This window comes from Acidaminobacter hydrogenoformans DSM 2784 (assembly GCF_900103005.1).
Lineage (GTDB): Bacteria > Bacillota > Clostridia > Peptostreptococcales > Acidaminobacteraceae > Acidaminobacter > Acidaminobacter hydrogenoformans.
The window spans coordinates 207,947-234,097 of record NZ_FMWL01000002.1 but is presented as its reverse complement, the minus strand read 5'-3'; the positions used below and the strand labels follow the sequence as shown (position 1 = coordinate 234,097).

21 protein-coding genes, 1 other RNA gene and 1 riboswitch are annotated in these 26,151 nt (G+C 48.1%); of the genes, 16 read left to right on the top strand and 6 right to left on the bottom strand.

What is annotated here, in order from left to right; genetic code table 11:
- From BLP63_RS02970 to rnpB, 15 genes are all read left to right on the top strand, one after another.
- A complete protein-coding gene (locus tag BLP63_RS02970) occupies nucleotides 1-399 on the top strand; it encodes a cytidine deaminase (RefSeq protein ID WP_092589393.1) in 399 nt (132 codons plus the stop codon).
- Between the two features lie 58 nt (nucleotides 400-457).
- Nucleotides 458-1,348 (top strand): GTPase Era, encoded by an 891-nt coding sequence (gene era, locus BLP63_RS02965; protein WP_092589392.1) that lies wholly within the window; start codon nucleotides 458-460, stop codon nucleotides 1,346-1,348.
- Nucleotides 1,349-1,410: 62 nt separating this feature from the next.
- Nucleotides 1,411-2,796, top strand: coding sequence for a magnesium transporter (mgtE, locus tag BLP63_RS02960; protein WP_092589391.1), 1,386 nt, complete (start codon nucleotides 1,411-1,413; stop codon nucleotides 2,794-2,796).
- A 1-nt stretch (nucleotide 2,797) separates the two neighbouring features.
- Nucleotides 2,798-3,583: a DNA repair protein RecO gene (recO, locus tag BLP63_RS02955; protein ID WP_092589390.1), complete on the top strand. Its 786-nt coding sequence runs from the start codon at nucleotides 2,798-2,800 to the stop codon at nucleotides 3,581-3,583.
- Nucleotides 3,584-3,596: 13 nt separating this feature from the next.
- Complete coding sequence (locus BLP63_RS02950) at nucleotides 3,597-4,250, top strand: DUF4342 domain-containing protein (protein WP_092589389.1); 654 nt, start codon at nucleotides 3,597-3,599, stop codon at nucleotides 4,248-4,250.
- Nucleotides 4,251-4,566: 316 nt separating this feature from the next.
- Nucleotides 4,567-5,952, top strand: coding sequence for a glycine--tRNA ligase (locus tag BLP63_RS02945; RefSeq protein ID WP_170829252.1), 1,386 nt, complete (start codon nucleotides 4,567-4,569; stop codon nucleotides 5,950-5,952).
- A 202-nt stretch (nucleotides 5,953-6,154) separates the two neighbouring features.
- Nucleotides 6,155-6,817: a helix-turn-helix transcriptional regulator gene (locus BLP63_RS02940; protein ID WP_170829251.1), complete on the top strand. Its 663-nt coding sequence runs from the start codon at nucleotides 6,155-6,157 to the stop codon at nucleotides 6,815-6,817.
- The gene (locus tag BLP63_RS02935) at nucleotides 6,810-7,625 is read left to right on the top strand and encodes a pyruvate, water dikinase regulatory protein (RefSeq protein WP_092589388.1); all 816 of its coding nucleotides are present in this window, start codon (nucleotides 6,810-6,812) and stop codon (nucleotides 7,623-7,625) included. Before BLP63_RS02940 ends, BLP63_RS02935 begins: the two co-directional genes overlap by 8 nt.
- 14 nt (nucleotides 7,626-7,639) lie before the next feature.
- Complete coding sequence (ppdK, locus tag BLP63_RS02930; RefSeq protein ID WP_092589387.1) at nucleotides 7,640-10,291, top strand: pyruvate, phosphate dikinase; 2,652 nt, start codon at nucleotides 7,640-7,642, stop codon at nucleotides 10,289-10,291.
- 243 nt (nucleotides 10,292-10,534) lie between these two features.
- On the top strand, nucleotides 10,535-11,542 hold the full coding sequence (locus BLP63_RS02925; protein ID WP_092589386.1) for a deoxyguanosinetriphosphate triphosphohydrolase: 1,008 nt from the start codon (nucleotides 10,535-10,537) through the stop codon (nucleotides 11,540-11,542).
- 162 nt (nucleotides 11,543-11,704) lie between these two features.
- A complete protein-coding gene (dnaG, locus tag BLP63_RS02920) occupies nucleotides 11,705-13,549 on the top strand; it encodes a DNA primase (protein ID WP_092589385.1) in 1,845 nt (614 codons plus the stop codon).
- Complete coding sequence (gene rpoD / locus BLP63_RS02915; protein WP_330387073.1) at nucleotides 13,542-14,648, top strand: RNA polymerase sigma factor RpoD; 1,107 nt, start codon at nucleotides 13,542-13,544, stop codon at nucleotides 14,646-14,648. Before dnaG ends, rpoD begins: the two co-directional genes overlap by 8 nt.
- Nucleotides 14,649-14,778: 130 nt before the next feature.
- A complete protein-coding gene (locus tag BLP63_RS02910; protein ID WP_170829250.1) occupies nucleotides 14,779-15,492 on the top strand; it encodes a tRNA (adenine(22)-N(1))-methyltransferase in 714 nt (237 codons plus the stop codon).
- Nucleotides 15,468-16,607: a Nif3-like dinuclear metal center hexameric protein gene (locus tag BLP63_RS02905; protein WP_092589383.1), complete on the top strand. Its 1,140-nt coding sequence runs from the start codon at nucleotides 15,468-15,470 to the stop codon at nucleotides 16,605-16,607. Before BLP63_RS02910 ends, BLP63_RS02905 begins: the two co-directional genes overlap by 25 nt.
- A gap of 25 nt (nucleotides 16,608-16,632) precedes the next feature.
- Nucleotides 16,633-16,991, top strand: an RNA gene (gene rnpB / locus BLP63_RS02900) — RNase P RNA component class A.
- Between the two features lie 88 nt (nucleotides 16,992-17,079).
- On the opposite strand, the gene BLP63_RS02895 is transcribed toward rnpB, so the two are convergent.
- The 6 genes from BLP63_RS02895 to BLP63_RS02870 form a co-directional block, all read right to left on the bottom strand.
- A complete protein-coding gene (locus BLP63_RS02895; protein ID WP_092589382.1) occupies nucleotides 17,080-17,508 on the bottom strand; it encodes a flavodoxin family protein in 429 nt (142 codons plus the stop codon).
- Nucleotides 17,509-17,610: 102 nt separating this feature from the next.
- On the bottom strand, nucleotides 17,611-19,005 hold the full coding sequence (gene fdhD, locus BLP63_RS02890) for a formate dehydrogenase accessory sulfurtransferase FdhD (protein ID WP_092589381.1): 1,395 nt from the start codon (nucleotides 19,003-19,005) through the stop codon (nucleotides 17,611-17,613).
- 29 nt (nucleotides 19,006-19,034) lie between these two features.
- Entirely contained in the window at nucleotides 19,035-21,719 is a 2,685-nt protein-coding gene (gene fdhF, locus BLP63_RS02885; protein WP_092589380.1) for a formate dehydrogenase subunit alpha, read from the bottom strand.
- Between the two features lie 55 nt (nucleotides 21,720-21,774).
- Nucleotides 21,775-23,574, bottom strand: coding sequence for an NADH-quinone oxidoreductase subunit NuoF (gene nuoF, locus BLP63_RS02880; protein ID WP_092589379.1), 1,800 nt, complete (start codon nucleotides 23,572-23,574; stop codon nucleotides 21,775-21,777).
- 24 nt (nucleotides 23,575-23,598) lie between these two features.
- Nucleotides 23,599-23,967 carry a (2Fe-2S) ferredoxin domain-containing protein gene (locus BLP63_RS02875; RefSeq protein WP_092589378.1) on the bottom strand — a complete coding sequence of 123 codons (369 nt, stop codon included), beginning with the start codon at nucleotides 23,965-23,967 and terminating at the stop codon, nucleotides 23,599-23,601.
- On the bottom strand, nucleotides 23,964-24,464 hold the full coding sequence (locus BLP63_RS02870; RefSeq protein ID WP_092589377.1) for an NADH-quinone oxidoreductase subunit NuoE family protein: 501 nt from the start codon (nucleotides 24,462-24,464) through the stop codon (nucleotides 23,964-23,966). The genes BLP63_RS02875 and BLP63_RS02870 overlap by 4 nt, the downstream gene beginning before the upstream one ends.
- Nucleotides 24,465-24,771: 307 nt before the next feature.
- A riboswitch (Fluoride riboswitch) is annotated at nucleotides 24,772-24,831 on the top strand.
- A gap of 53 nt (nucleotides 24,832-24,884) precedes the next feature.
- Between BLP63_RS02870 and BLP63_RS02865 the strand changes: the two genes are divergently transcribed.
- Nucleotides 24,885-26,090 (top strand): cation:proton antiporter, encoded by a 1,206-nt coding sequence (locus tag BLP63_RS02865; protein ID WP_092589376.1) that lies wholly within the window; start codon nucleotides 24,885-24,887, stop codon nucleotides 26,088-26,090.
- Nucleotides 26,091-26,151 lie beyond the last annotated feature (61 nt).

The window sequence follows — 26,151 nt, the reverse complement described above, 5'->3', positions numbered from 1 at the left end:
ATGGAGACCACCTACAAAAATTTGATAGATAAGGCCTATGAGGCCATGCGTTATGCTTATACACCTTATTCGAAATTCAAAGTGGGTGCGGCCCTATTAACGGACACGGATGAGGTTTATACCGGGTGTAATATTGAAAGTGCTTCTTATGGGGCGACAAATTGTGCGGAACGCACAGCGCTTTTCAAAGCAGTATCGGAGGGGCACAGAGCCTTTAAAGCCATTGCTGTGGTGGGTGAAGCAAAGGTTCCAACCTATCCATGCGGTATTTGCAGACAAATGCTAATGGAATTTGGCGACATGGATGTCCTGCTTGATCAAAACGGGACTTTGGTGATTCACAGACTGTCTGAGCTTCTGCCACATTCCTTCACCGCGTCAGATCTATTTCAGCTTTAACCTATGACCAACGCGTTTTGCGTTGTATCATTTTACATTTAAGTCAGGAGGAAAACAGTTGCCATTCAAATCAGGTTTTGTATCCATCATTGGAAGGCCCAATGTTGGAAAATCAACACTTCTCAACGCGATTACAGGAGAAAAAATCGCCATTATGTCGGATAAGCCACAGACGACTCGAAACAGAATTCAGGCGATTTATACCACTAAAGAAAGTCAGATTATCTTCGTCGATACGCCGGGGATGACAAAAGCTAAAAATAAACTTGGGGACTTTATGATCCGAACAGCCCTGGATACCCTTAAGGAAGTGGATGCCATCATTTTTGTGGTGGATGACTCTTTGTCCCTGGGACCGGCGGATAAATTCATCCTCCAGCATCTCGAGGGCATCAAGACGCCCGTCATTTTGGCGATCAATAAGGTAGATAAGATCATGCCGGACCAATATGCAATCATTACCAAGCTCTACAGCGACTATGATTTTATAAAAGAGATCATCAGCATCTCAGCGCTGCAGGGCGCGAACATAGGCCCTCTGGTCGAAAAAGTCATAGGGTTTTTACCGGAAGGGCCTATGTATTACCCTGGAGACATGATTACTGACCAGCCTGAGCGGGCTATTGTAGCGGAGATCATTCGGGAAAAGCTGCTGCACTATCTGGATCAGGAAGTGCCCCATGGCGTGGCGGTCGAAATTGAGGCCATGAAAGAGCGTGAGAACAGCAACATGTTTGACATCCGGGCGGTGATTGTCTGTGAGCGTGAAAGCCACAAAGGGATCATCATAGGCAAGGGTGGAAGGAAGCTCAAAGGTGTCGGCAAAAGTGCCAGGGAAGAGATTGAGCGCCTGTTGGGTGCCAAGGTCTTTTTGGAGCTCTGGGTTAAAGTACGGCCAGGATGGCGGGACAACGACCTTATGCTCAAGAATTTTGGATACAAGGAATAATCCTCAGGGGTTGAAAGCAGCCTCGTTGAGGAAAGGCTGAATAATCTGCTCGGGGGTGACCTATGGCAAATCTGCAGGAGCTGGAACAGGAAGAACTGATAAAGCAGTTGATAGAGCTGCTCGAGATTGGAGCTTATGAAGCAGTCCGGGCACTTGATGAAAAGCTGCATTATGCCGACCGCGCAGAAATTATGGAAGAGCTAAGTGAAGAGCTCAGACAGACGTATTTTGAGCTTCTGGATTTTGAAGAGGCTTCTGAAGTCTTGGAAGAAGTAGGCTCGGAGCTGTTCTCCGAATTGATCGAGGGCATGGATGAGGAGAAGCGCTCTAAAGTCATAGACAATATGTCCCAGGATGATATTGTCGACAAGCTCTCAGGCTTAACTGAGGAGAAGCAGGAGGAACTCCTCTCCTACATGGACGAGGATACGGCATCTGAAGTCGAAACTCTCCTTGAGTATGAAGAAGACTCTGCCGGCGGTCGGATGACAAAGGATTATGTCACACTGACGACGGAAATGACCATTGATATAGCCATTGAATATTTGAGGCAAAACGCGCCAGGCGCGGAAACCATTTACTATGTTTTTGTGACGGATGAAGCTGGGATCTTAACTGGGGTCATTTCTCTGCGGCAGTTGATTGTCGCTTCACCAGAGACAAAGATCAGTGAAATCATGAATGAAAACGTCATTTCGGTCTATGATGATGAGGACCAGGAAGAAGTCGCAAGGCTCTTCTCCAAATACGACTTTATGGTTATGCCGGTCGTTGACAAAGAGGAGAAGCTCAAAGGGATCATCACCGTTGACGACATTCTCGACGTCATTGAAGAAGAAGCGACGGAGGATATTTATAAATTTGCGGGCTCCTCAGATTTGGAAATCTATGAGGAAGATGACGCTTCCTGGCTTCGCGTCGTGAGATCTGTTCGTTCGCGGCTGCCTTGGCTGATTATCACAATTTTTGGTGGCCTTTTGTCCGGAAGCGTGGTCGCACGTTATCAAGGAACTCTGGATGCGAATGCTGCTCTCGCAATGTTCATGCCGCTTTTGGCCGGCATGGGGGGGAATGTTGGTACCCAGTCTTCGACCATTACAGTCAGAAGTATTGCCGTAGGCTATGTTGAAGGAAAAGAAGCTGTCAGGACGTTTTTCCTTGAAGTGGCGACGGGATTCGCAGTGGGTCTGGTGTGCAGCGTGATAGTCGGTTTGGCGGCCATGCTGACAAACAGCAGTACCGTTATCAGCCTGATCGTTGGAATTGCCATGTTTTCCAATATTGTCACCGCAGCGGCCATTGGTACGCTGGTCCCTATGATCTTCAAGAAGCTGGGCGTTGATCCGGCCGTAGCGTCTGCGCCATTTATATCCACTACTGTTGACATAACTGGCCTCACTATTTATTTTTCGCTGGCGACAGTACTTATTGGAAAGTGGATGATATGATATGCTGCTGACGACTAAAGCCATTGTCTTGTCCAAGCGCAGGCTTGAGGACAACGACGCGCTCGTGACGCTTCTAACGGAGCGCTCCGGCAAGCTGAAGGCCATAGCGAAAGGTGCGAAGTCTTCAAGATCCATGGTCGCGGCGACCACACAACCGTTTACCCTTGGGGAATTTGTCCTGGATGTGGGCGCTTCCTGGAACAGGGTTCGCAGTGTGGATGTTCTGGAGTCTTTCAGACATATTCAGGAGGATTTATTGCTGATGGGCTATGGCGCTTATTTCCTGGAGACTGCCGCGCAGCTGCTTCAGGAGGGCGAGGAAAACCGGGGGATGTTTAAGCTGCTTTCTGAGGTTTTGAGAGGGATGAATGGCTACGACCATCGGCAAAAAACAGAAGGAGAAAAGGCTGCGGATTCCGGGGCTCTCGACCTTTCCTGGGTCAAAGTGGTCTACGAGCTGAAGCTGCTGTCGGTACTGGGTTTTGATATTCAGCTGAAGCGCTGCGTGCGGTGTGGCGCAGAGGGTGCGCATGAGGCTTTCAATGTGGTGGAAGGCGGGGCGGTTTGCCAGGCCTGCGCGCTGGAAAGTGACGACAGGATTGGACGCATGCTGTTTAATATTATGGATTACGTTAAGAACCAGGGCGTTGAGGTTTTACTTGTCACAAAAATAAATCGTTTATACGTTCACAAATTGGATATCTTATGTAAGAGATTCATGACCCAGCATTTGGGGTATCAAGAATACAAGAGTCTTGAGTTCTTGAAAGCCATTAGAAAAGTTTGAGGAGAGTGATCTGATGAGTACTGTGACAATTGAAATGGTTGATGAGGTCCGCAACAGAACGGATGCGGATTACAAACTTGCTAAAGAAGCCCTTGAAATTTGCGGAGGCGACGTGCTTGAAGCCGTGATTTATATTGAGTCTCTGAAGACTTCCGGTGAGAAGCAGAGAAGTGAATTCATCAACCGCGGGACAGATTTGATCGAGAAGCTCAGAGAGCTTGTCAGCAAAGGCGTCATCACCCGGATTCTCGTTATGAAAAATGAGCATCAGGTCATGAATATTCCCGTCATTGCTGGCGGCGTCGCGGCGCTGGTCTTTACCACGGCTACGATTGCGGGGATTCTCGCAGCAGTGGCGACAGGCTGTCATATTAAAGTCGTCAAAGAGGATGGCGAAATTCTGGATCTCAATGACATGACGGAAGAGTCCTTCAAGAATTTTATGGACGCGACAGAGAAGACGGTGCAGAATGTGAAGGATAAGCTTAAGAAAACTGCGGATTCTGAAGTGGAAATTGATCCACAGGATGAGTTTGCGCATGATCCGGATGGCGTTTCCATAGTCGTGGATGAAGAGGAGCTCGAGTCCTACGAGAAAGAGGATGACCATTATTTCGGAGAAGGTCACTTCATGGAGCACGGCGCTGTGGAAGAGGATGAAAAGTAGCCGCAGGGCAGCTCAGAAGTTTCAGAATCACTGTGTTTTCCGTCTGGACAAGACTGGAGGCCTGTGGTACAATCCATTTAAATTCATACGGATGCGTTGAAAAAGAGGAGTAAAAGGGTTAGACATTTCAGAGAGCCGGCGACAGGTGCGAGTCCGGTATGGCGTTCCTTTGAAGGCACTTTGGAGCATCGTCTCAAAGTGGGCATTTTGCCAACTAGGGTGGAACCGCGGAAGACAGGCTCTTTCGTCCCTAATCGGGATGGAAGAGCCTTTTTATTTGCGGTTATATTTTATTAAACAAGCAGGAGGGAATCTGATGTCAAAGGTAACTATGGAAAAAATTGTTTCATTATCTAAGACCCGTGGCTTCGTTTTTCCGGGCTCTGAAATTTATGGCGGCCTGGCAAATACTTGGGATTATGGTCCTCTGGGTGTTGAGCTGAAAAACAACGTCAAAAAAGCCTGGTGGAAAAAATTCGTTCAGGAATCCAAATACAATGTTGGGTTGGATGCTTCAATTCTTATGAACCCTCAGGCGTGGGTCGCCTCTGGTCACGTAGGCGGTTTCGCGGATCCGCTTATGGACTGTAAAGCTTGTAAAGCGCGTTTCAGGGCGGACAAGCTTATTGAAGACCATTTTGCGAAGCACGGCAAAGAGGGCGTCGTTGACGGCTGGCCTCATGAACAGATGGAAGCCTATATCCGTGAAAATCACATCAAGTGTCCGGAATGCGGAAAGGCTGACTTTACGGGAATCCGCCAGTTTAACCTGATGTTCAAGACTTTCCAGGGCGTTACCGAGGACTCCAGCACTCAAATCTATCTTCGTCCGGAAACGGCTCAGGGCATTTTTGTCAATTTCAAAAACGTTCAAAGAGCTTCGAGAAAGAAAGTGCCTTTTGGTATTGCACAGGTCGGGAAATCCTTCAGAAACGAAATCACACCGGGCAACTTTACCTTCAGAACCAGGGAGTTTGAGCAGATGGAGCTGGAATTTTTCTGCGCGCCTGGGGAGGATCTTGAGTGGTTTGATTACTGGAAGCAGTACTGTCTGGATTGGCTTAAAAATCTGAACATGAAGGATGCCTCCATCCGTTCCAGGGATCACGCAAAAGAAGAGCTTTCCCACTACTCAAATGCGACAACGGATATTGAGTTCCTCTTTCCGTTTGGCTGGGGTGAGCTTTGGGGTATAGCAGACCGAACGGATTTTGATTTGAAGGCGCACATGACCCACTCAGGTGAGGATCTGCGCTATGTTGATCCAATGACGAATGAAAAGTACGTTCCCTATTGCATTGAGCCGTCACTCGGCGCGGACCGGGTGACGCTGGCGTTTCTCGTGGATGCCTATGAGGAGGAGACGCTTGAGGATGGTTCAGACCGGGTGGTAATGAAATTCCACCCTGCGCTTGCACCGTTCAAGGCAGCGGTATTCCCTCTCGCGAAAAAGCTTAACGATGAGGCTGTCAAGGTCTTCGAGATGTTGTCCAAGGAATTTATGGTAGATTATGATGACTCAGGCAGTATTGGCAAGCGTTATCGCAGGCATGATGAAATTGGAACACCTTTTTGTATCACCTTTGATTTTGATTCCCTCGAGGATGGGCAAGTGACGGTTCGTGACCGCGACACAATGACGCAAAAAAGAGTCCCAATTGCAGAGCTGATTGACTTGATTAGAGAGAGTCAGGCGTTCTAAGTCAGTTAAGCTGTTTATAAACTGTACACTTCAAAGCTGGCGCACAAGCAGACAAAAGTTCTGCTCATGCGTCAGCTTTTTTTCTTGGAAGTGTATTGGAAAAAAAACATAAATTTCGCGGTTAAATATAATGATAAACAAGATAAAGTGTAGTAGAATAGACTCAACGCGCTAAATAGTGCAACACATTAGACGGAGAGGAGTGTTTTATATAGAACTCAAAGAGCGCCACCATGAAATTCTGGAGATTGTGAAACGCGAGGGCCCCATTACCAGTGAACAAATCGCCAGTCTGCTGAATATCACAAGATCCGCAATTCGATCAGATTTAAATCTGCTGACCATGTCCGGAATGCTGGAAGCCAAGCCCAAAGTAGGTTATATGTATGTTGGGAGTATGGAGCGTCAAAAAATAGCGGATTATCTCAACGCGATCCGTGTCGGTGATTTAAAATCAAGGCCTGTGGCCATATTGGAAACCACATCCGTCTATGATGCTGTGGTACTGATGTTTCTTGAGGATGTTGGCTCAATTTTCATCACGAATGAAGAGCATTATCTGTCTGGAATCATTTCAAGAAAAGATTTGCTGAAGGCCGCGATTGGCGGAGGTGATATACATCAGATGCCAGTGGGTATCATAATGACTAGGATGCCCAATGTTGTGACTGTTGCTCCAAGTGAGCCCGTTGTTGAAGCGGCGAGGAAGATTATGGAGCACGAAATTGACGCGCTGCCGGTGGTGGACGAAATTTTCCGAAATGGTCAGGTCTTTTATCGTATTGTCGGGCGCTTCTCGAAGACCAATATTACAAAGCTTTTTGTAGAAATTGGGAACAAATTGGGGGGTGATTGGTTTGAGTAAGAAATTTCATGTCTATGTCATTTCAGACTCGTTGGGTGAGACCGGCGAAATGATGGCCCGGGCCGCTGCCGAGCAGTTTGGAGGAAATGAGTACGAGATCAAGCGCTATCCTTTCATCTCAAACGAAGAACAAATTATGGAAATTGTTGAAGAAGCCTCAGCACACCGCTCCATTGTTCTTATTACAACTGTTCTTGTAAATCTCAGGGATAAGCTGAGAGAGGAATGTAGCCGCTATAACATTCCTATGGTGGACCTGTTGATTCCGGTCATGGATGTCTTTTCCAACTTCCTTGGTCTCGAGCCGGCAGGGGAGCCGGGTCTCGTTCACAGGCTGGATGAGCGCTACTTCAAAAAAGTCGAGGCGGTAGAATTTGCTGTTAAATATGATGATGGAAAAGATCCAAGAGGCGTCAAAAAAGCGGACTTGGTTCTTGTAGGCATCAGCCGGACCTCCAAAACGCCTTTAAGCATGTATCTCGCTCATAAAAATATTAAAGTGGCCAACATTCCTTTGGTGCCGGAAGTCCCAGTTCCGGAAGAACTGTTTGAAGTGCCGGCCAACAGGATTATTGGACTCACGACAAGCCCATACAAGCTGAATGAGATTCGTTTAGAGCGCCTTAAAGCCTTAGGGCTGGACAGTCAAGCCTCTTATGCTGACATGGGAAGGATTTTGGAAGAACTGGAATACTCAGAAAAACTGATGAAAAAGCTTGGGTGTCCGGTGATTGACGTCTCGAGCAGAGCGGTCGAGGAAACAGCTAATATTATTGTCGAAATCATGAAAAAAAATATGCTTATATGAGGTGATGAGATCTTATGAAAAAATGGGTTTATTTCTTTGAAGAAGGCAACGCGAACATGAAAGCACTTCTGGGGGGAAAAGGCGCAAATCTGGCTGAAATGAAACGTATTGGACTGCCGGTTCCTAACGGTTTTACCATTACAACAGAAGCTTGTAATGCTTATTATGAAAACGGAAAAAATTTAGGCGAAGAGGTTAATTCTCAGATTTTCGAATACCTGAAAAAACTTGAGGGCATTACAGGAAAGACATTTGGAAGCAAGGAAAATCCATTATTGGTTTCTGTCCGGTCAGGATCTGTTTTCTCCATGCCTGGCATGATGGATACTATTTTGAATCTTGGACTCAATGATGATACAGTTGAAGGCCTGGCAGCGTTGACTGAAAATCCAAGATTCGCCTATGACAGCTATCGCAGATTCATCCAGATGTTCAGTGATGTCGTTCTAAAGGTAGCGAAATACAATTTTGAGCATGCTTTAGAAGCTGCCAAGCGCAACAATGGCCTTACTTATGACACGGATCTGACGGTAGATCACCTGAAGGCATTGGTCAAGACTTATAAGGATATTGTTATGAAGGAGACAAGAAAACCGTTTCCACAAGAGCCTGAAATTCAGTTGATCATGGCAGTCAACAGCGTTTTCGAGTCTTGGGATAATCCGCGGGCAAATATTTACAGAAACTTGAATGATATTGCGCATAATCTTGGGACTGCGGTAAATATTCAAGAAATGGTCTTTGGCAATATGGGAGACACTTCAGGTACCGGCGTCGCGTTTACACGAAATCCATCAACCGGAGATAGTGCATTCTTTGGCGAGTTTTTATTGAATGCCCAGGGCGAAGATGTCGTTGCTGGGATCAGGACGCCAAAGCCTATTTCAGAACTGAAAGAGATCATGCCTGAGGTGTACAAACAATTTATTGAAATATCCAAGAAATTGGAAACACATTATAAGGATATGCAGGACATAGAGTTTACTATTGAACGCGGCAAATTGTTTATGCTGCAAACCCGAAACGGCAAGAGAACTGCGCCGGCAGCAGTCAATATTGCAGTCGATCTTGTGGAGGAAGGCCTGATAGACGAAGAGACTGCCATTATGCGTCTTGAGCCGGATCAAATCGATCAGCTGCTCCATCCAACCTTTGATGAGGTTGATCTCGCGAACGCGAAAGAGATCGCAAAAGGCCTTCCAGCTTCGCCGGGTGCTGCTTGCGGACAAGTCTTTTTCAGCGCTGAGGATGTCGTCGCTGCTCAGGCGAAAGGGATTCCTGCCATGTTGGTTCGACAGGAGACGTCGCCGGAGGATATTGAAGGCATGGTCAGCTGTGTGGGCATTCTGACCTCCCGCGGGGGTATGACCTCACATGCGGCGGTCGTCGCCAGGGGCATGGGCAAATGCTGTGTGGCGGGATGCGGTGAAATAAAGGTTGAGGAATATGCCAAGCAGTTTCATGTTGACGGTTTGGTCGTTAAAGAGGGCGACTATATTTCCCTTGACGGCAACAATGGAAGGGTCTTCCTTGGAAAGATCCGCACGAAGGAAGTCGAACTCACAGGTAACTTTGGAAAGCTGATGGCTTGGGCGGATGTGCACAGAGTCCTCAAAGTCAGAACAAATGCGGATAATCCAAGAGACTCCAAAGTCGCCGTGAAATTTGGCGCGGAAGGCATAGGCCTTTGCAGAACGGAGCACATGTTCTTCGAAGAGGAGCGCATTCCTGTAGTGCGCCGCATGATTGTCGCCAAGACTATTGAAGCGCGCAAGGAAGCCCTTGACCTTCTTCTGCCATTCCAAAGGGCAGATTTCATAGGTATCTTCGAAGCCATGGGTGAAAGACCTGTTACGATCCGCCTCCTTGATCCTCCGCTCCACGAGTTTTTACCTCACGAGGACAAGGATATTGAGGCACTTGCCAAAGATATGAAGATTTCAGCAGCTGAGCTGAAATCCATAGTCAATGACTTGAAGGAATTTAACCCAATGCTGGGACACCGGGGCTGCCGACTGGCTATCACCTATCCGGAAATTTATCAAATGCAGGTCAGGGCAATTTTTGAAGCCGTTGTGGATGTCGTGAAGCGACTTGATCTCAAAGTGAAGCCTGAAGTCATGATCCCACTGGTCGGTTTTGAAAAAGAACTTGAAATTCTCGCTCCGCTCGTCAGAAAAACTGCAAACGAGGTCCTTGAAGAGCATGGCCTTCAAATAGACTACAAAGTGGGCACTATGATTGAGGTTCCAAGAGCTGCACTGCTTGCGGACGACATTGCGAAACACGCTGAATTTTTCTCCTTTGGCACCAATGACTTGACTCAGATGACGCTGGGCTTTTCCAGGGATGACGCTGGCAAGTTCATGCCGGAATATCGCAAGAAAGAAATTTTTGAAAAGGATCCCTTCCAGACGATTGACCAAAAAGGTGTTGGCAAGCTGATGAAGATGGCTATTGAGCTTGGAAGGGCGCAGAGGCCGGATATTAAGCTCGGAATTTGTGGTGAGCATGGCGGCGAGCCAAAATCTGTCGAGTTTTGTCATGCTATTGGTCTCGAATACGTTTCCTGTTCACCGTACAGAGTGCCAATCGCAAAATTGGCTGCAGCTCAAGCGGCTATCAAGGCAAAGAACGGTGAGAGCAAGACGGGGATCAATCTATAGACCTATAAGGATCTGAAAGTGTGGGAACGCGTTTAAGCCAAAGCTGTCTTAATTGAACTTCAGCATTCAGAATTGAGAGGAATCGGTTTCAAGGGACATTTAAAGTTCTGTTGGGGCCGCTTCCTCTTTTTTTCCCTTGCTTCGAGAGAAAAAGTAAAAACAGCAAAAAAGATTTTAGAAATAAAGGATTCCAGGGAGGGCGTATCGAATTATTAGCGAGCGCCATAAACGGAGGTGGGGCTAATGTCCATCAGAGAACGGACAGAAGCTATAGAACGGGTGATTTTGTCTGAGCATGCCATGCTGGCGAAGGATTCTTTGGGTCGGTTGATCCCGGAGGACCAGTGTGCTATTCGTACGGCGTTTCAGAGAGACCGTGACAGGATTCAGCATTCCAAAGCGTTCAGGCGCTTGAAGCATAAAACCCAAGTCTTTTTATCACCAGAAGGGGATCATTACAGAACTCGGCTGACACACACATTGGATGTTTCGCAAATCGCCAGGACTATTGCGAGAGCATTGCGACTTAATGAGGATTTGACTGAAGCCATAGCTTTGGGCCATGATTTAGGACACACACCATTTGGTCACTGCGGGGAAATGGAGCTTGATCAAATCCATCCCGGCGGCTTTGATCATAATGCCCAAAGTCTGCGGGTGGTGGATCTTCTTGAGATCAGAACTGACGGAAGGCGCGGCCTGAACTTGACCCACGAAGTGCGGGATGGGATTTTGAGCCACAGCGGCGGGAAAAAACCTCAGACACTGGAGGGTCAAGCCGTTTCCTTCAGTGATCGGATTGCCTATATCAACCATGACATTGATGACGCACTCCGGGCAGGGGTATTGCATCCTTCCGAGCTTCCGGAGCCTTATCTCAGGGTTTTGGGAAAATCCCACAGTCAAAGGATCAACACTTTAATCATTGATGTTGTCAATCAAAGCCGTGGCTTAAGCCAGCTTTCCTTCAGCCCTGAAATTGCGGAGGCCTTTATTGGGCTGAGGCAGTTTATGTTTGACAATGTCTATCTCAATTTGGACGCTAAAAAAGAAGAGAAGAAGGCCCGCGTTGTGCTCAGGATGCTTTATGACTACTACAGGGACCATCCTGTGGAGATGCCTGAGGAATATTTTGAGCTCTATCAGGGTTCAGAGGGCATAGAGGCTGTTAAGGATTACGTGTCGGGCATGACGGACCGGTATGCTGTACTTCAGTTTCAAAAGCTGTTTGTACCGGACTTTTGGACCTAATTAAGCTGCAGATGACGTCAAGGCAGAGACGTTTTGATTTTAGTTGTCGCCATGAGATCCTTAAATATGAAAAACTATTTTGATTTTAAAAAAATAAAGGAAAATTAAAACAGACGTTGAATTCTCTATACAGGATATTTCCTTAAGAAAAGTGGGTACAATATGTCTAAGTATACAAATGACGTCGCAGAAGCTTTGCTTGAACGCGTAGATATTGTCGACCTTATTGGCCGGTATGTTCAGCTGAAGCAGACGGGAAGAAATCACAAAGGACTATGTCCATTTCACAATGAGAAGACACCAAGCTTTATCGTCTCAGAAGATAAGCAGCTCTACCATTGTTTCGGCTGCGGTGCCGGGGGCAATGCAATAGGCTTCTACATGGCTATCGAAAGCCTGGATTTCATTGATGCTGTCGAAGCGCTGGCAGAACGCTATGGTTTGGATCTGGACAGGTACCGAACGCAAAATTCTGTTCAGGAGCAAGAAACGGCATCACTGAAAAAAACACTTTATCAAATTAATCGTGAGGCAGCAGTCTTTTACTTGAAAAAGCTGAAGGAAGATCCGGTGGCTCAAGCTTACCTGAAGCGCCGGGGCATTGACGCACTGACGGCCAGAAGGTTTGGTCTCGGTTTTGCACCGGATGCCTGGCAACCGTTGACAGATCACTTTGACCCTCGTCAAATCCCTGATTTGCTGAAGGTGGGGTTGGTGGATCAACGCAAAAATGGAAATGGCTATTATGACAAGTTCAGAAACAGGCTGATTTTCCCCATTCAGGATCAGCGACAAAATATAATTGGCTTTGGCGGGCGGGCCATTGGAGACGAAATGCCCAAATATCTGAATTCACCTGAATCAGTGATTTTCAGCAAGGGTACTGCCTTTTACGGCATTCTCCAGGCAAAGGAAGCCTTGTCAAAGCTGCGAAGCGTCATAATCGTTGAAGGTTACATGGATGTGATCATGCTTCATCAGGCTGGAATTTCAAACGTGGTGGCAACCTTGGGAACGGCAATGACTGAAGCCCATGCCCGGGTTCTGGACCGGTATGTGGATGAGGTCACACTGTGCTTTGACGGTGATGAAGCTGGCCGGAAAGCCGCGCTTAGAGGTGTGAGCCTGTTAAAGGGTATGAAAGCCAAGCTTAAGGTATTGACGCTGCCTGTCGGTCAGGATCCGGATGACTTTGTCAGGATGAATGGCGCGGAGGCTTTTAGAAAGCTGGTGCAGGATGCTGTGTCGTCCACGGCGTTCTTAATTCAAGCCGCAAAATATAAATACAATCTAAATGCACCAAATGAAAAGCTTGAGTATTTAAAAAATGCAGCAATGATCATAAGGGGACTCGACAGCGACGTTGAAAAAAGTTATTATATAGATTACGTGGCAAAAGATCAGTCCTATGATGTCAACGCCATTTATAGAGAAGTCTATGGACATTCCAAGTCCAGACCTAGTTATGAAAACAAAAAGCAATTTGAGAAAGTAGCAATTGACACCACGCATTATAATGCTATGCTTGAACTCGAGAAAAAAATGCTCGAAATTGCCATTAGAGGCAAAACGGCATTCGAACTCGTCTGTTCTGAGCTGGATCTTGAGCAGCTTACAAACAAGGAGTTCAAGGCGCTTTTCAAATGTCTGGAGCTTTATTACAGGGTCTATGACGCTGTTGCGCATGAAGATGTTGCAGAGATGTTTGATGTAGAAACAGCTGTGCGATTCGATCAGCTGGCCAGACAGAGCATTGTAAATGATAATTTGGCCCGGGAGGCTATGGTGACCAGGATCCATTATAAGTTGGCAAAGCTGGATGCACAAATTGAAGCGCTCAGAGCTGAAAGGGAAAAGCTGGAGGAACCACGGGAAAAGGCGCTCAGCCAAGCGGAGGTTACACAGCTCAAGCTCGTTTTGATCAGAAAGGAAATGGAATTGAAGAAAATGAAAGCAGAAGCGGTCAAGGAAAGAGATTCCTTGAGAGGAGGGACGTCGATTGGCTAAAATAGATCCGCAGCATCTTGAAACCGTCAAAGAGCTGGCGAATAAAGGAAAAGTTAAAGGCAATCTTACTTATTCGGAAATCGAAGACGGCTTATCGGAGCTCGATATCGACAAGGATCAGATAGAAGACATCTATGACTCATTGGCTTCCATGGGCATTGAGGTCATAGGCGAGAAAGATTTGCTGGATGATGAGCCTATACTGGAAGATGATGAAAACGCAGAAGAACCAGAGGTAGATATTGAGGATATCTCACTTCCTAAGGGCATTAGCATTGACGATCCAGTGCGTATGTATCTCAAGGAAATTGGAAAAGTGCCGCTGTTGACCGGGGATGAAGAGATTGAGCTGGCCAAGCGTATGGAAGAAGGGGACGAGGAGGCTAAGAAAAAGCTCTGTGAAGCGAACCTCAGACTTGTGGTCAGTATAGCGAAGCGCTACGTCGGTCGCGGTATGCTGTTTCTCGACCTCATTCAAGAGGGCAATTTAGGCTTGATAAAAGCCGTCGAGAAATTCGACTGGAGGAAGGGTTACAAGTTCTCCACTTACGCGACCTGGTGGATTCGTCAGGCTATAACCCGCGCCATTGCGGATCAAGCCAGAACAATACGGATCCCAGTGCATATGGTGGAAACCATCAATAAGCTGATCAGAGTATCGCGTCAGCTGCTGCAGGACCTCGGGCGCGATCCAAAACCAGAGGAAATAGCGGCGGAAATGGACATGAGTGTTGAAAAAGTCAGAGAAATACTGAAGATAGCCCAGGAGCCCGTGTCTCTCGAAACGCCTATAGGCGAAGAAGAGGACAGCCATCTTGGTGACTTTATTCCTGACAACGACGCGCCGGCGCCGGCAGATGCCGCGGCTTTCTCCATGCTAAAAGAACAGCTTATGGAGGTGCTCGAGACCCTTACACCAAGGGAACAGAAGGTTCTGAAGCTGAGATTTGGACTTGAGGACGGTCGTGCCAGAACGCTTGAGGAAGTTGGGAAGCAGTTTGATGTCACCCGTGAGAGGATTCGTCAAATTGAAGCTAAAGCATTAAGAAAATTGAAGCATCCTAGTCGAAGCAAAAAGCTCAAGGATTATCTGGAATAGGCATGAGGAACAGGCAGTTGTAAGCCGGCGTGCCGGCTAAAGTGGAAGGAAATTGGCGCAGTGGAAGTCGTAACCTGGCTTCCTGTGAAGTCCAATTTCCTTTCGTCGATTAGAGGGGGATTGCAGCGCTGTGAAATTGAGATTGACACCAAGGCTCAGGGCGGTCGCCGCCTTGGTGCCGGAAGGGGCGAAAGTGGCGGATATTGGCAGTGATCACGCCTATGTGCCGGTGGATTTAATTCGGTCCGGACGTGCGCAGCTGGTCATAGCCAGCGACGTACACCAAGGACCGGTGGAAAATGCGAGAAAAGTCGTTGCTATGGCAGCTCTGGAAGATAGGATAGAAGTACGTCTTGGCTCAGGCTTTGAGGTATATGGTCCTGAAGAGGTAGATACTGCTGTACTGGCGGGCATGGGCGGATTTTTAATACGTGATTTGATCCTCGAAGCTTTTCCCTTGGTCAAGACTCTAAAGTGTCTTGTGCTTCAGCCTATGGTGGCTATTCGGGAGCTGAGGGTCTGGCTTTTGGAAAATGGCTTTGAAATTATTGAAGAGCGCGTTGCGCAGGAAGGCCAGAAGTTTTATGAGATCTTTTCTGTTCGTTATACTGGCATCAGCATGCTGCAGGTCGATTTCAAGACTGCTGAAATGGGCGTTGACATGTTCCGGTCTGAAGACGAAATTGCCATGAAGTATTTGGCGCATAGGATCCGAAAGACTGAAGGCGTGCTCCGGGCGCTATCCCAGGCGAAGAACAGTGAGAAAACTGAAATTGGCGCTTTTGAAGCGCGTTTAAAGCTGCTGAAGGAGGTTGAGACGTGCTTGTCAACTCAAAAAAAATAATCAAGCTCCTTGAAGACAGGTTTCCGACCCGGTTAGCCGCGTCTTGGGATAATGTGGGTTTTCAGGTGGGCAATTTAAACAGCACCGTTAATAAAATCCTTGTGGCTTTGGAAATTACCCCGGAGGTCATCCAGGAGGCTGTGGATGTCAATGCCGACCTGATTGTCTGTCATCATCCACTTATATTTGAGCCTTTAAAAAGTTTGACGGAAAGCAGCCCGGTAGAAGCTATGCTTCGAAAGCTGACAGCTTCCAGAATTGGCGTTTATGTCGCTCACACCAACGCGGACGCCGCACCTGGCGGGACTGTGGACGCATTGCTTGAGGCATTGGGCCTTGAAAGGTCAGAAATTATGGGTGAGGTTTTTAAAGAGCCGTTTTTCAAGCTTGCTGTCTACGTACCGGAACATGACACAGAAGCGGTTGCAAAGGCAATGTTTGAAAGTGGCGCCGGTCATCTGGGTGCTTATGCAGAGTGCAGCTTCAGCGCACAAGGCACTGGCACATTTCTGCCGCTGGAAGGCGCGAAGCCCGCAATTGGAGCGGTTAATGTCCGTGAACAGGTGGCAGAGAGGAAGCTTGAGGTTCTGGTTCCTCAGCAAGCCGTCAGAGCAGTTGTGAAAGCAATGCTGGAGACACACCCCTATGAAGTGCCTGCTTATGACCTGTGGCCATTGAAGGCGCCAGAGCAGGTTTATGGGTTTGGGGCTGTCGCCTCAATACCGCACACTGAAGCCGGCGGACAGAACTGGGTGCTCATGGATTGGGCGCGGCACGTCAGAAACGCTTTAAAAGCGCCTGGAACAAGAATGATTGGTTCGCCTGAGGCGCTCATACACCGCGTGGCTGTTGTGCCAGGCGCAGGGGGTTCTTTTTATAGAGAAGCGGCTCAAGCTGGCTGTGACCTCTTGATTACGGGGGATGTAAAATATCATGACGCTCAGGGCGCTTTGGCGCTTGGACTTCATTTAATTGACGCCGGTCATTTTGAAACAGAGCTGCCGTTCGTCTCCCGGCTTGCGGCGCAGCTGAGTGAGGAACTTGAACAAAAGGGTTACGAAGCCCGGGTTGTCATTTCTAAAGCATCTATTAATCCTTTTTCCATTGATTTTTAATAATAATAAGCCTATAATGAATGAGTGAGTAAACCAGACAATCGCGTGCTTTAACGGGCACGAGGAAAGTCCGAGCTCCATAGAGCAGGGTGCTGGGTAACCCCCAGTGGAGGCGACTCCAAGGAAAGTGCAATAGAAAGATACCGCCACAGTAGATAAGCTTCGGCTCCTGCTGCGGTAAGGGTGGAATGGTGAGGTAAGAGCTCACCAGCGTTCAGGTGACTGGACGGCTCTGTAAACCCCGCCTGGAGCAAGACCAAGTACGGGATGAGAAGGGAGTTGCTCGCTCCCCCCGGTTGGTAGGTCGCTTGAGCCCTTCGGCAACGACGGGCCTAGATAGATGATTGTCTAATACAGAACTCGGCTTACAGGTTTGCTCACATTTTACTCCATAAAAAAAGCTCGTTGCTTAAATACAAGCAGCGGGCTATTTTTATGTTTTTGATCAAAATTGTTAAAATTCGCAGAAAGTCTAAAGGATAGACGTGATCTGTTTCACAGCGGCCTCAATCTGCCTCTCCCGGCCAGGCCTGGACCAGTCAATGATTTTTTCAGCGACTACTTTCGCACCTTTCGCCTCAACGAGTTTTCTTAATCCTGCCATGGCCTGATTGCCGCCCATAGCGTGAAGGGGAAAGGCGTGTGTGATCAGCAAAACGGTTTTCTTCTGACTGAGTGTCTTCTCAGGAAGCGCTGTCAGGTAGGCGACCATTTCCTGGGCCAGCATAAAACCTTCTGTGTGGGATCCAAGGAGGATGGCATCAAAGCTGTCATAGTCAGGCTGATCCTCTATCCGCAGGAGCACAGCGGGGCGTCCTGCGCTGGATAGGCTGGCTTTCAGAGTTTCTGCGACAGAGAGCGTATGTCCGGTCTTTGAGTGAATAATGATGCCGATGGTCATAAAACTTACCCCCATGATTTTTTTTTACACCTACAGCGTACGCCTAAATCTGGCGCTGCGCAATATAAAAATAATCGTGAAGGTCACAAATTTTTCTTAAGCCTACAGATTCTCTTCAGGCATTGCTGGCGCCCCCATCAGACGGTGATGCCCGTTATAAACGTTGAATCTGTTGCCTCTTGTAAAACCCACAACCGTCATATCATAACCCTTGGCGGCTTCAATAGCGCCAAACGTTGGGGCGGACCTGGACACCACCGTGGAAATACCTGCATTTGCGCATTTTCCAATAATTTCAGAGGAAATCCTTCCACTGAAGAAGATAAGCTTGTCCTTCAGTGAGACACCATCCAGCAAAGCTCTGCCTATCACCTTGTCCAGGGCGTTATGACGGCCAATATCATCAAAAAAGGAAAGGCGCTGGGTGGAAGAGGCGAGACTGCATGCGTGGACACCGCCCGTCGTCATAAACACTTCTGAGCTTGTTGTAAACGCCCGCATGGTGTTTAAAACAAAGTCCGGCGCTATACTCCCTGAAGCCAGGGCTTCAGGCTCAATCCTTGAGATGGACGGTTGCCCCTGATAAAGTCTTGCGCCGCTGGTCGCTATAGTCCGAGTCCCTTTGACCTCGTCAAAACCGGCGATCTTGGCAAATGCTTCTCCGTTCTTAACATCCATCCCAAGCTCAGTCAGGTCGTTGGGATGATCTATGAGACGCTCGCTGTAAAGAAAGCCGTAGACCAGCTCTTTTAAAGCAACCGGGCTGCAAAGCAGCTTGGCCCAAGAAGTGCCATTGACGTGCAAATGCAAGGTGTATTCGCTGACGACCTCATCCTGATAAGCTTCCCAGTGGCCGTCCTCAAAGCGCAGCATAGGTGTTGTCTTTTTCAAATGCACCCCATCCTTTGGAAAGTATTGTTCGGAGAGTCTTTCCAACTGCTCCGGCGTGTTCAGATTGTCAAAGAGCGACCAATCAGATGAGAAGCTGCGGGTTGTCGCTTCTTCAATGTAACAGACTTCAAACTGCTCGAGAAATTTGAAAATATTTCGCCTGCCAGATTCGACGAAACCCTCTATTTCAGAGATTAAGGAACGATGATAAAATCCGTGAAAGGGTTCAATCCATTCTCCAAAACGAGAAACACAGGCTTTTTCATTTTTCAGCCGCCCCATCATATAACGGGCAAATGCCGCTGAAAATGAGGGCATATCACAGGCCATCAAGTAAATATATTCGCTCTCTGAAGCCTGAAGCCCTGCGTGAATACCCGCAAGCGGACCTACCCCATACAGACGGTCCGAAACAACGCGAACAGGGCGGCCCGCGTAAAGCTCAGGCCGCCCTGTTACCACAACGATGTCCTCAAAGACTTCGGTCAGCTGCCTGAAAATCAGATCTGTCAAGCGCATGTCGCCTACACAGAGCGTCTGTTTGTCAAAGCCCATACGGGAGCTTTGGCCTCCCGCCAATAAGACAGCTGTGCCGAAACGTTTCAATAAGTTCACCTCGTTCTGCTGCAATTAAGTTAAACGGTTTCCAGTTTTTCAACACTTACCGCACAAACCTTGAGCTCAGGCATGCTGGAAATCTCGTCCAGCGCTGAGGCGTTTGTGAGGATATTCGCAGCGGTTTCTGCGAAGTGGAACGGCATAAAGACAACTTGATCTTGAATGGTATCTGTTACCCGTGCCTTGACTTCCAATGTGCCTCTGCGTGAAGCAACTTTGACGAGCTCGCCATCTTCAACACCCAGTTTTTCAGCTGTGTTTGGAGAGATCTCTATAAAGCCTTCTGAAGCAATGGCATGGAGACCTTCAACGCGCTTTGTCATAGTTCTGGTGTGGTAATGGTACAAGATGCGGCCAGTGGTCAGGATAAATGGATAAGCTTCATCTTGAAGCTCTGCGGAGTCAACGTGATGCACTGGTACAAAAAGTCCTTTGCCTCTTGAAAACTTGTCCTTGTGGAGATAAGGCGTACCAGGATGATCTGGTGTCGGACAAGGCCACTGGATGCCCTTGTGCTCGATGCGGTCATACGTGATGCCGCCGTAGAGCTGCGTAGACTGCGCGATTTCCTTCATGACATCCTCTGGTTTTTCATAAGGTACATCCATGCCCAGGCGCTTCATGATTTCTACGAAAACTTCCCAGTCCGCCTTGGCTTCTCCCGGCGCTTGAACGGCCTTTCTGACACGCTGTACCCGGCGCTCGGTGTTGGTGAAGGTGCCATCTTTTTCAGCAAAGCAAGCGACTGGAAGGACGACATCTGCAAGCTCGGTGGTCTCTGTTGGGAAGATGTCCTGGACGATCAGACAATCCAGGTTTTCAAGGCTTTCGCGGATATGCGTTGTATCAGGGTCAGATACCATAGGATTTTCTCCCATGATGTACATGAGCTTGATTTCACCGCTGTGCGCTGCCTGCATCATTTTTGTCAGAGGGAGGCCGCGTTTAAAGGATAGCTTGGCATTCCAAAGCGTCTCAAACTTTTGGATCACTTCCGGGTTGGTGACCTTCTGGTAACCAGGGAAATCATCCGGAAGACCGCCCATGTCACAAGCGCCCTGAACGTTGTTTTGTCCACGGAGTGGGTTAACACCGCTGTGGGCTTTGCCAAGATTGCCGCACATCATAGCCAAATTTGACACGGTCATAACGTGGCCTGTGCCGGTGCTGTGCTGGGTGATCCCCATGGCGTAGAAAATGGCAGCTTTGTCAGCGTGGGCGTACATCCTGGCAGCTTTTCGGATGAGATCCGCGTCAACGCCGCAAATTTCTTGAGCTTTTTCCGGTGTATATTCTTGAATCACGTCAATCAAACCGGAAAGTCCAGCTGTGCGCTCTTCAATAAACTCAGCGTCATATAAGCCCTCGTTGTAAATGACGTTCATCATGGCATTGAGAAGCGCCACGTTGGTGCCAGGTTTTAGCTGCAGGAAGACATCCGCTTTTTCCGCGATCTCTATGCGTCTTGGATCAGCAACAATAAGTTTGGCGCCGTTTTTTACAGCTTGAAGGATTTGAGCACCTATGACCGGATGGTTTTCAGTCGTGTTGGAGCCTGTGATAAAGGCGAGGTCAATTTTTGGTATTTCAGGGATGCTGTTTGTCATTGCGCCGCTTCCGAGTGTAGTCGCAAGACCTGCGACTGTAGAAGCATGTCAGAGGCGGGCGCAGTGGTCGAGGTTATTTGTCCCGACACCTGCCCTGAAGAGTTTCTGCATCAAATAGTTATCTTCATTTGTGCATCTTGCAGAGACCAGGCCAGCAAGCGTGTCAGCACCATAGACGTCCCTGGTGTGCTTGATTTTGTCTGCAACAAAGTCCAGGGCCTCATCCCACTCGACTTCCGTCAAGACGCCATGCTTCCTGAGCATAGGTTTTTTCAGACGGTCTGGATGGTCGATAAAGCTGTAGCCGAATTTTCCTTTAACGCAGAGCAGACCCATGTTGGAATGTTCATTGACAGGTTCAACGTCTACAACTTTGTTGTCTTTGACAATCAAATTCATCTGACATCCAACGCCACAGTAAGAACAGGTCGTGTGTATTTTTTTGGTCTCCCAGTTTCTGAAACGTTCCTTGCTCTTAGGCATAAGGGCTCCGACCGGGCAAACTGAGACACAGTTCCCGCAGGAGACACAAATTGACTTATCCATGCCTTCCTCGAACGGATGGGTAATATGGGTGTGGAATCCGCGCTCGCTGAAGCCAATAGCTGAGGTGTTTTGAAGTTCATCACAGACTCGGACACATTTTCCGCAAAGGATGCATTTATTTTGGTCGTTGTAGAAAAATTTGTTTGAAGCGTCTACTTCGCTGACGCGCTTTGCGCCTTTAAAGGCATCAATATCAATCTCGTAGCGATAAGTATAGTCCTGAAGCTTACAGTCACCTGCTTTGTCGCAGACGACGCAGTCATTGGGGTGGTTTGCCCAAATCAGTTCAAGTACGGATTTCCTGGCATCAATGACAGCAGGTGTTTCTGTGTTGATCACCATGCCGTCCGTAGCTGGGGTTGTGCATGAAGCCACCAGGCTTCGTGCGCCCTGGACTTCGACGACGCACATCCGGCAGGCGCCATTTGGAACCAGGCGCTTGTCGTTGCAAAAGGTGGGTACAAACAGGCCGGCTTCTTCAGCCACCTGCAAAATGGTCTTTGGCAAATCTACATGTATGGTAGTCCCGTTCAGGGTCACCTGAGCCATGTATTCGTCCTCCTTACGATATGAATTCAAGCGGGCGCTTCAATTAGGCCTCGCGTTATTTCTTGATAATCGCATTGAACGGACACTTGCTCATGCAGGCGCCGCATTTGATACACGCGTCCGGATCAATATAGTGCAGCCCTTTGACTTCACCAGTGATACAGCCGACCGGACAAACTTTCTTACAAAGTGTACAGCCTTTGCAGGCGTCTGTGATGACATAAGTGAGCAGTGCCTGGCAAACGCCGGCTGGACAGGTCTTCCCAACAATATGCGCTTCATACTCTGTCCTGAAATAGCGAAGGGTAGAGAGCACCGGATTTGGCGCGGTTTGCCCAAGGCCGCAGAGGGATGAGGCTTTGATGTTTTTCGCCAGCCGCTCAAGCTTTTCAATGTCCTCCATCTCGCCTTTGCCTTCCGTGATTCTGTCGAGAATCTCGAGCATACGCCTTGTGCCTTCCCGGCATGGGACGCACTTACCGCAAGACTCATCCACAGTGAAATCGAGGAAGAAGCGGGCAATGTCGACCATGCAGTTGTCTTCGTCCATGACGATCATCCCCCCCGAGCCCATCATGGAGCCCAGAGCAATTAAGTTGTCATAGTCAATAGGCACATCAAGGTGATCTGCGGTGATACAACCGCCGGAAGGGCCGCCGGTCTGGACCGCTTTGAATTTCTTTCCGTTTGGAATGCCGCCGCCAATCTCCTCAATGACATGACGGAGCTTGGTGCCCATTTCAATTTCAATCAGACCGGAATTGTTGATCTTGCCGCCGAGGGCGAAAACTTTTGTACCTTTGGATTTTTCTGTGCCCATGCTGGCGAACCACTCGGCGCCGTTAAGAATGATTTGCGGGACGTTGGCAAAGGTTTCAACATTATTGATGACGGTTGGCTTTCCAAAGATCCCTTTGTGGGCAGGGAAAGGCGGCTTTGGCCGCGGCATGCCCCGTTCGCCCTCAATGGAAGCGATCAGCGCGGTTTCCTCACCGCAGACAAATGCGCCGGCACCAAGCCTGATCTCCATATCAAATGAAAATTCAGTCCCAAAAAGGTTTTTGCCAAGAAGCCCATGTTCTTTGGCTTGTTCAATGGCGATTCTAAGACGTTTAACCGCTATAGGGTACTCCGCCCGAATATAGACATACCCTTTCTCCGCGCCTGTGGCATAGCCGGCAATGGCCATGGCTTCGATCAGACAATGTGGATCCCCCTCGAGAATGGAACGGTCCATAAAGGCGCCAGGGTCTCCTTCGTCTGCGTTACAGCCAATATATTTGATTGGGCCTTCTGTTTTGGCCGCGAATTCCCATTTGAGACCTGTAGGGAAGCCGCCGCCGCCCCGGCCTTTAAGTCCGGATTGCTTGACGATTTCCAGGACTTCTGAAGGCTTCATTTCCGTAAGAACCTTGCCAAGGGCTTTGTAGCCGTCATAGGCTATGTATTCCTCAATGACCTCAGGGTTGATCACCCCGCAGTTCTTAAGGGCGACCCGGTGCTGCATCTTATAGAAGGTAACATCACTGAAGGATGTGGCCAGCTGCTTCTCTGGCGGAGCGAGCTTATCCCTGTAAAGCAGCGACTCAACGACGCGGCCTTTCATCAGATGCTCTGAAACAATGGTATCGACATCTTCGATCTTGACTCTGGAATAAAATGAGCCCTCAGGATGGACAATACAGATGGGGCCTTCCTCGCAAAGGCCAAAGCAGCCCGTACGGACGACCATTACCTCCTGGTCCAGGCCTTGCTCTGCAACCAGTTCCCTAAAACGATCCTCTATCTTGTCGGAGCTTGAGGACGTACATCCTGTGCCGCCGCAGATGAGGACGTGTGATCTGAACAAACTCATTGGCATAAGCCTCCTGTCATGGTTTTACTTTTTTAGTTTGCCGATGGTGAATGCTTCAACAACCTGATGATTCACCAAATGCTCTTTAACGATCTGTCTTGCCTTTTCTTCAGTCATATGGACATAGGTGACTTTTGGCTCACCTTCGTGAAAAATCTCAACCACTGGCTCAATGCTGCAATCGCCAAGGCATCCAGTCTGTATCACTCTTATGTTTTCAAGCCCTTGCTTCTCAATTTCATCCAGGAAAGTCAGAAGGACCTGGCGTGCGCCAGCAGCCATGCCGCAATCATCAACAGCTACCGAGACGGTATAGTCTCCTTTAAGTGTGCGAAGATTGATCCGTTTATACACGTCCTGTTGGATTCTTTCAAGTTCAACTAAAGATTTCAAGCGGAAACCTCCTCTGCAGTTTTACTATATTTCTCAAGTATGCCCTGGATATCTCCCTCAACCAGCCGTCCATAAACCGCGTTATTAACCGTAAGAACTGGCGCAAGACCACAGGCGCCTATACAGCGGGTGGCTTCAACAGAATAACGGCCGTCAGGAGAAGTCTCGCCAACCTTGACGCCGAGACGCGTGACAATTTGATCCAGGAGCTTTTGTGCACCTTTGACATAGCATGCGGTGCCAAGACACACGGCTATGAGATAATCTCCCTTTGGTTCCAGCGTAAATTGTGAATAAAAGGTGACGACGCCATAGATTTCAGCGAGAGGGATGTTGAGTGCTTCAGAAATAGTCTTTTGAACTTCATACGGAATTGCGCCAAAAATGACTTGAGCTTCATTCAGAACAGGCATCAGAGGCCCTTGGATATGTTTATACTGCTCGATGACATTATGTAGCTTCTTGAAATTTTCTTCTGTTAAAATGTTCTTAGCCATGAAGCATCCTCCTGACTTCTTTTATTGTTGATTTGATTTTATCTTATTTTATCGATTATGAATATATTAAACTTATATAATTGTAGAAATTTTTTGAAAAAAAGTTTTATCAACACTAAAGTCATTGCAAACACAAGCTTATTACTCGGAATTAAGTGGGACAAAATTTAAGTAAATTATATCATGATTTCATCCTCGTGAAATAAATGTGAAAAAATGAACAATGATGGAGACCTTGGGAGGATGCATTGGCCGGGCATTTTAAATTTCCCTTGAATTATCCCGTTCAGTTATGATACGCTGGTAAAAATGAATTGGCGATGGTGTTCGCCGTTAAATGCCAAGGGCTGATGACACCTGTCGAAGTAAACGACAGGGTCATTTTTTGTTTTTGAATGTTAATTTTTAGGAGGGTGCGAAATGGCGACGGGTTTAGCGGTTGTGACTTTGCTTGGATTATTCATGAACTATCTTTTTTCCCGGATAAAACTCCCCGGACTGCTTGGGATGCTGATCCTGGGCATAATTATTGGACCCTATGGCTTAAATTGGATCGCTTCTGACTTAATGTTGGCTTCAGCGGATTTCAGGAAAATTGCATTAATTATTATTCTGTTAAGAGCCGGACTTGGCATCAGTCGTGAAGCTCTTAACAAAGTAGGACTGTCCGCAATAAAGCTCAGCTTTATTCCGGGCGTCCTGGAGGGTCTTGCGGTTGCGTTTATGGCTACAATCATTTTGGAGTTTAGTTGGATTCAGGGTGGAATTTTGGGGTTCATTCTTGCGGCAGTCTCGCCAGCCGTTATAGTTCCAATGATGATTCAACTTTCAGAGCGCGGTGTGGGAACAGATAAAAATATACCCACCTTGATCCTGGCGGCAGCGTCCGTGGACGATGTCGTGGCAATCACCATATTTTCTGCTTTTTTAGGGATGTACAGCGGAGTTCATGTCAACATTGGCATTCAGTTGGCGTGGATCCCTGTTTCCATACTTTTGGGGATTGGCTTTGGCATCGTCAGCGGGCTCGTATTGGTGAAGCTTTTTGAGCGTCGCCACATCAGAGATACCAAGAAGGTGCTGTTGATTTTAGGCATCGCCATAATGCTGACCGCGGTGGAGACAGCGCTGAAAAATCGTTTGGAAATCGCGGCGCTGCTTGGTGTCATGACAATAGGCTTTATACTCCTTGAAAAGCGCCCGGTTGTAGCGCACCGTCTATCTGCCAAGTTCGGCAAGATCTGGGTGTTCGCGGAAATATTGCTCTTTGTGCTGGTTGGGGCACAAGTGAATCCCGCGGTAGCGGCAGAAGCAGGCGGGAAGGGGCTTCTGATTATTGCCTTTGGTTTGTCCGCCAGAAGCCTTGGCGTCCTTATTTCGACGGCAGGCTCAAAACTGACGGCCCGAGAACGTTTGTTCTGCGTCATGGCCTACTGGCCAAAAGCCACGGTGCAGGCTGCGATTGGCGCCATACCACTGACCTTGGGCGTCAAAGGCGGTGAGGTAATCATGGCGGTCGCGGTGCTTTCAATTCTCATTACAGCGCCACTTGGCGCAGTGGGAATTCGTTTTGGGGCGCCTCGGCTGCTGTCGCAAAACGAGCCACCATCGGAAGCCATTCTTTAGGGTGGCCCTTTACGGGCCAGAGGGTGTCATTCCAAAAATTGACCCTTGTCTCAGAATTGTA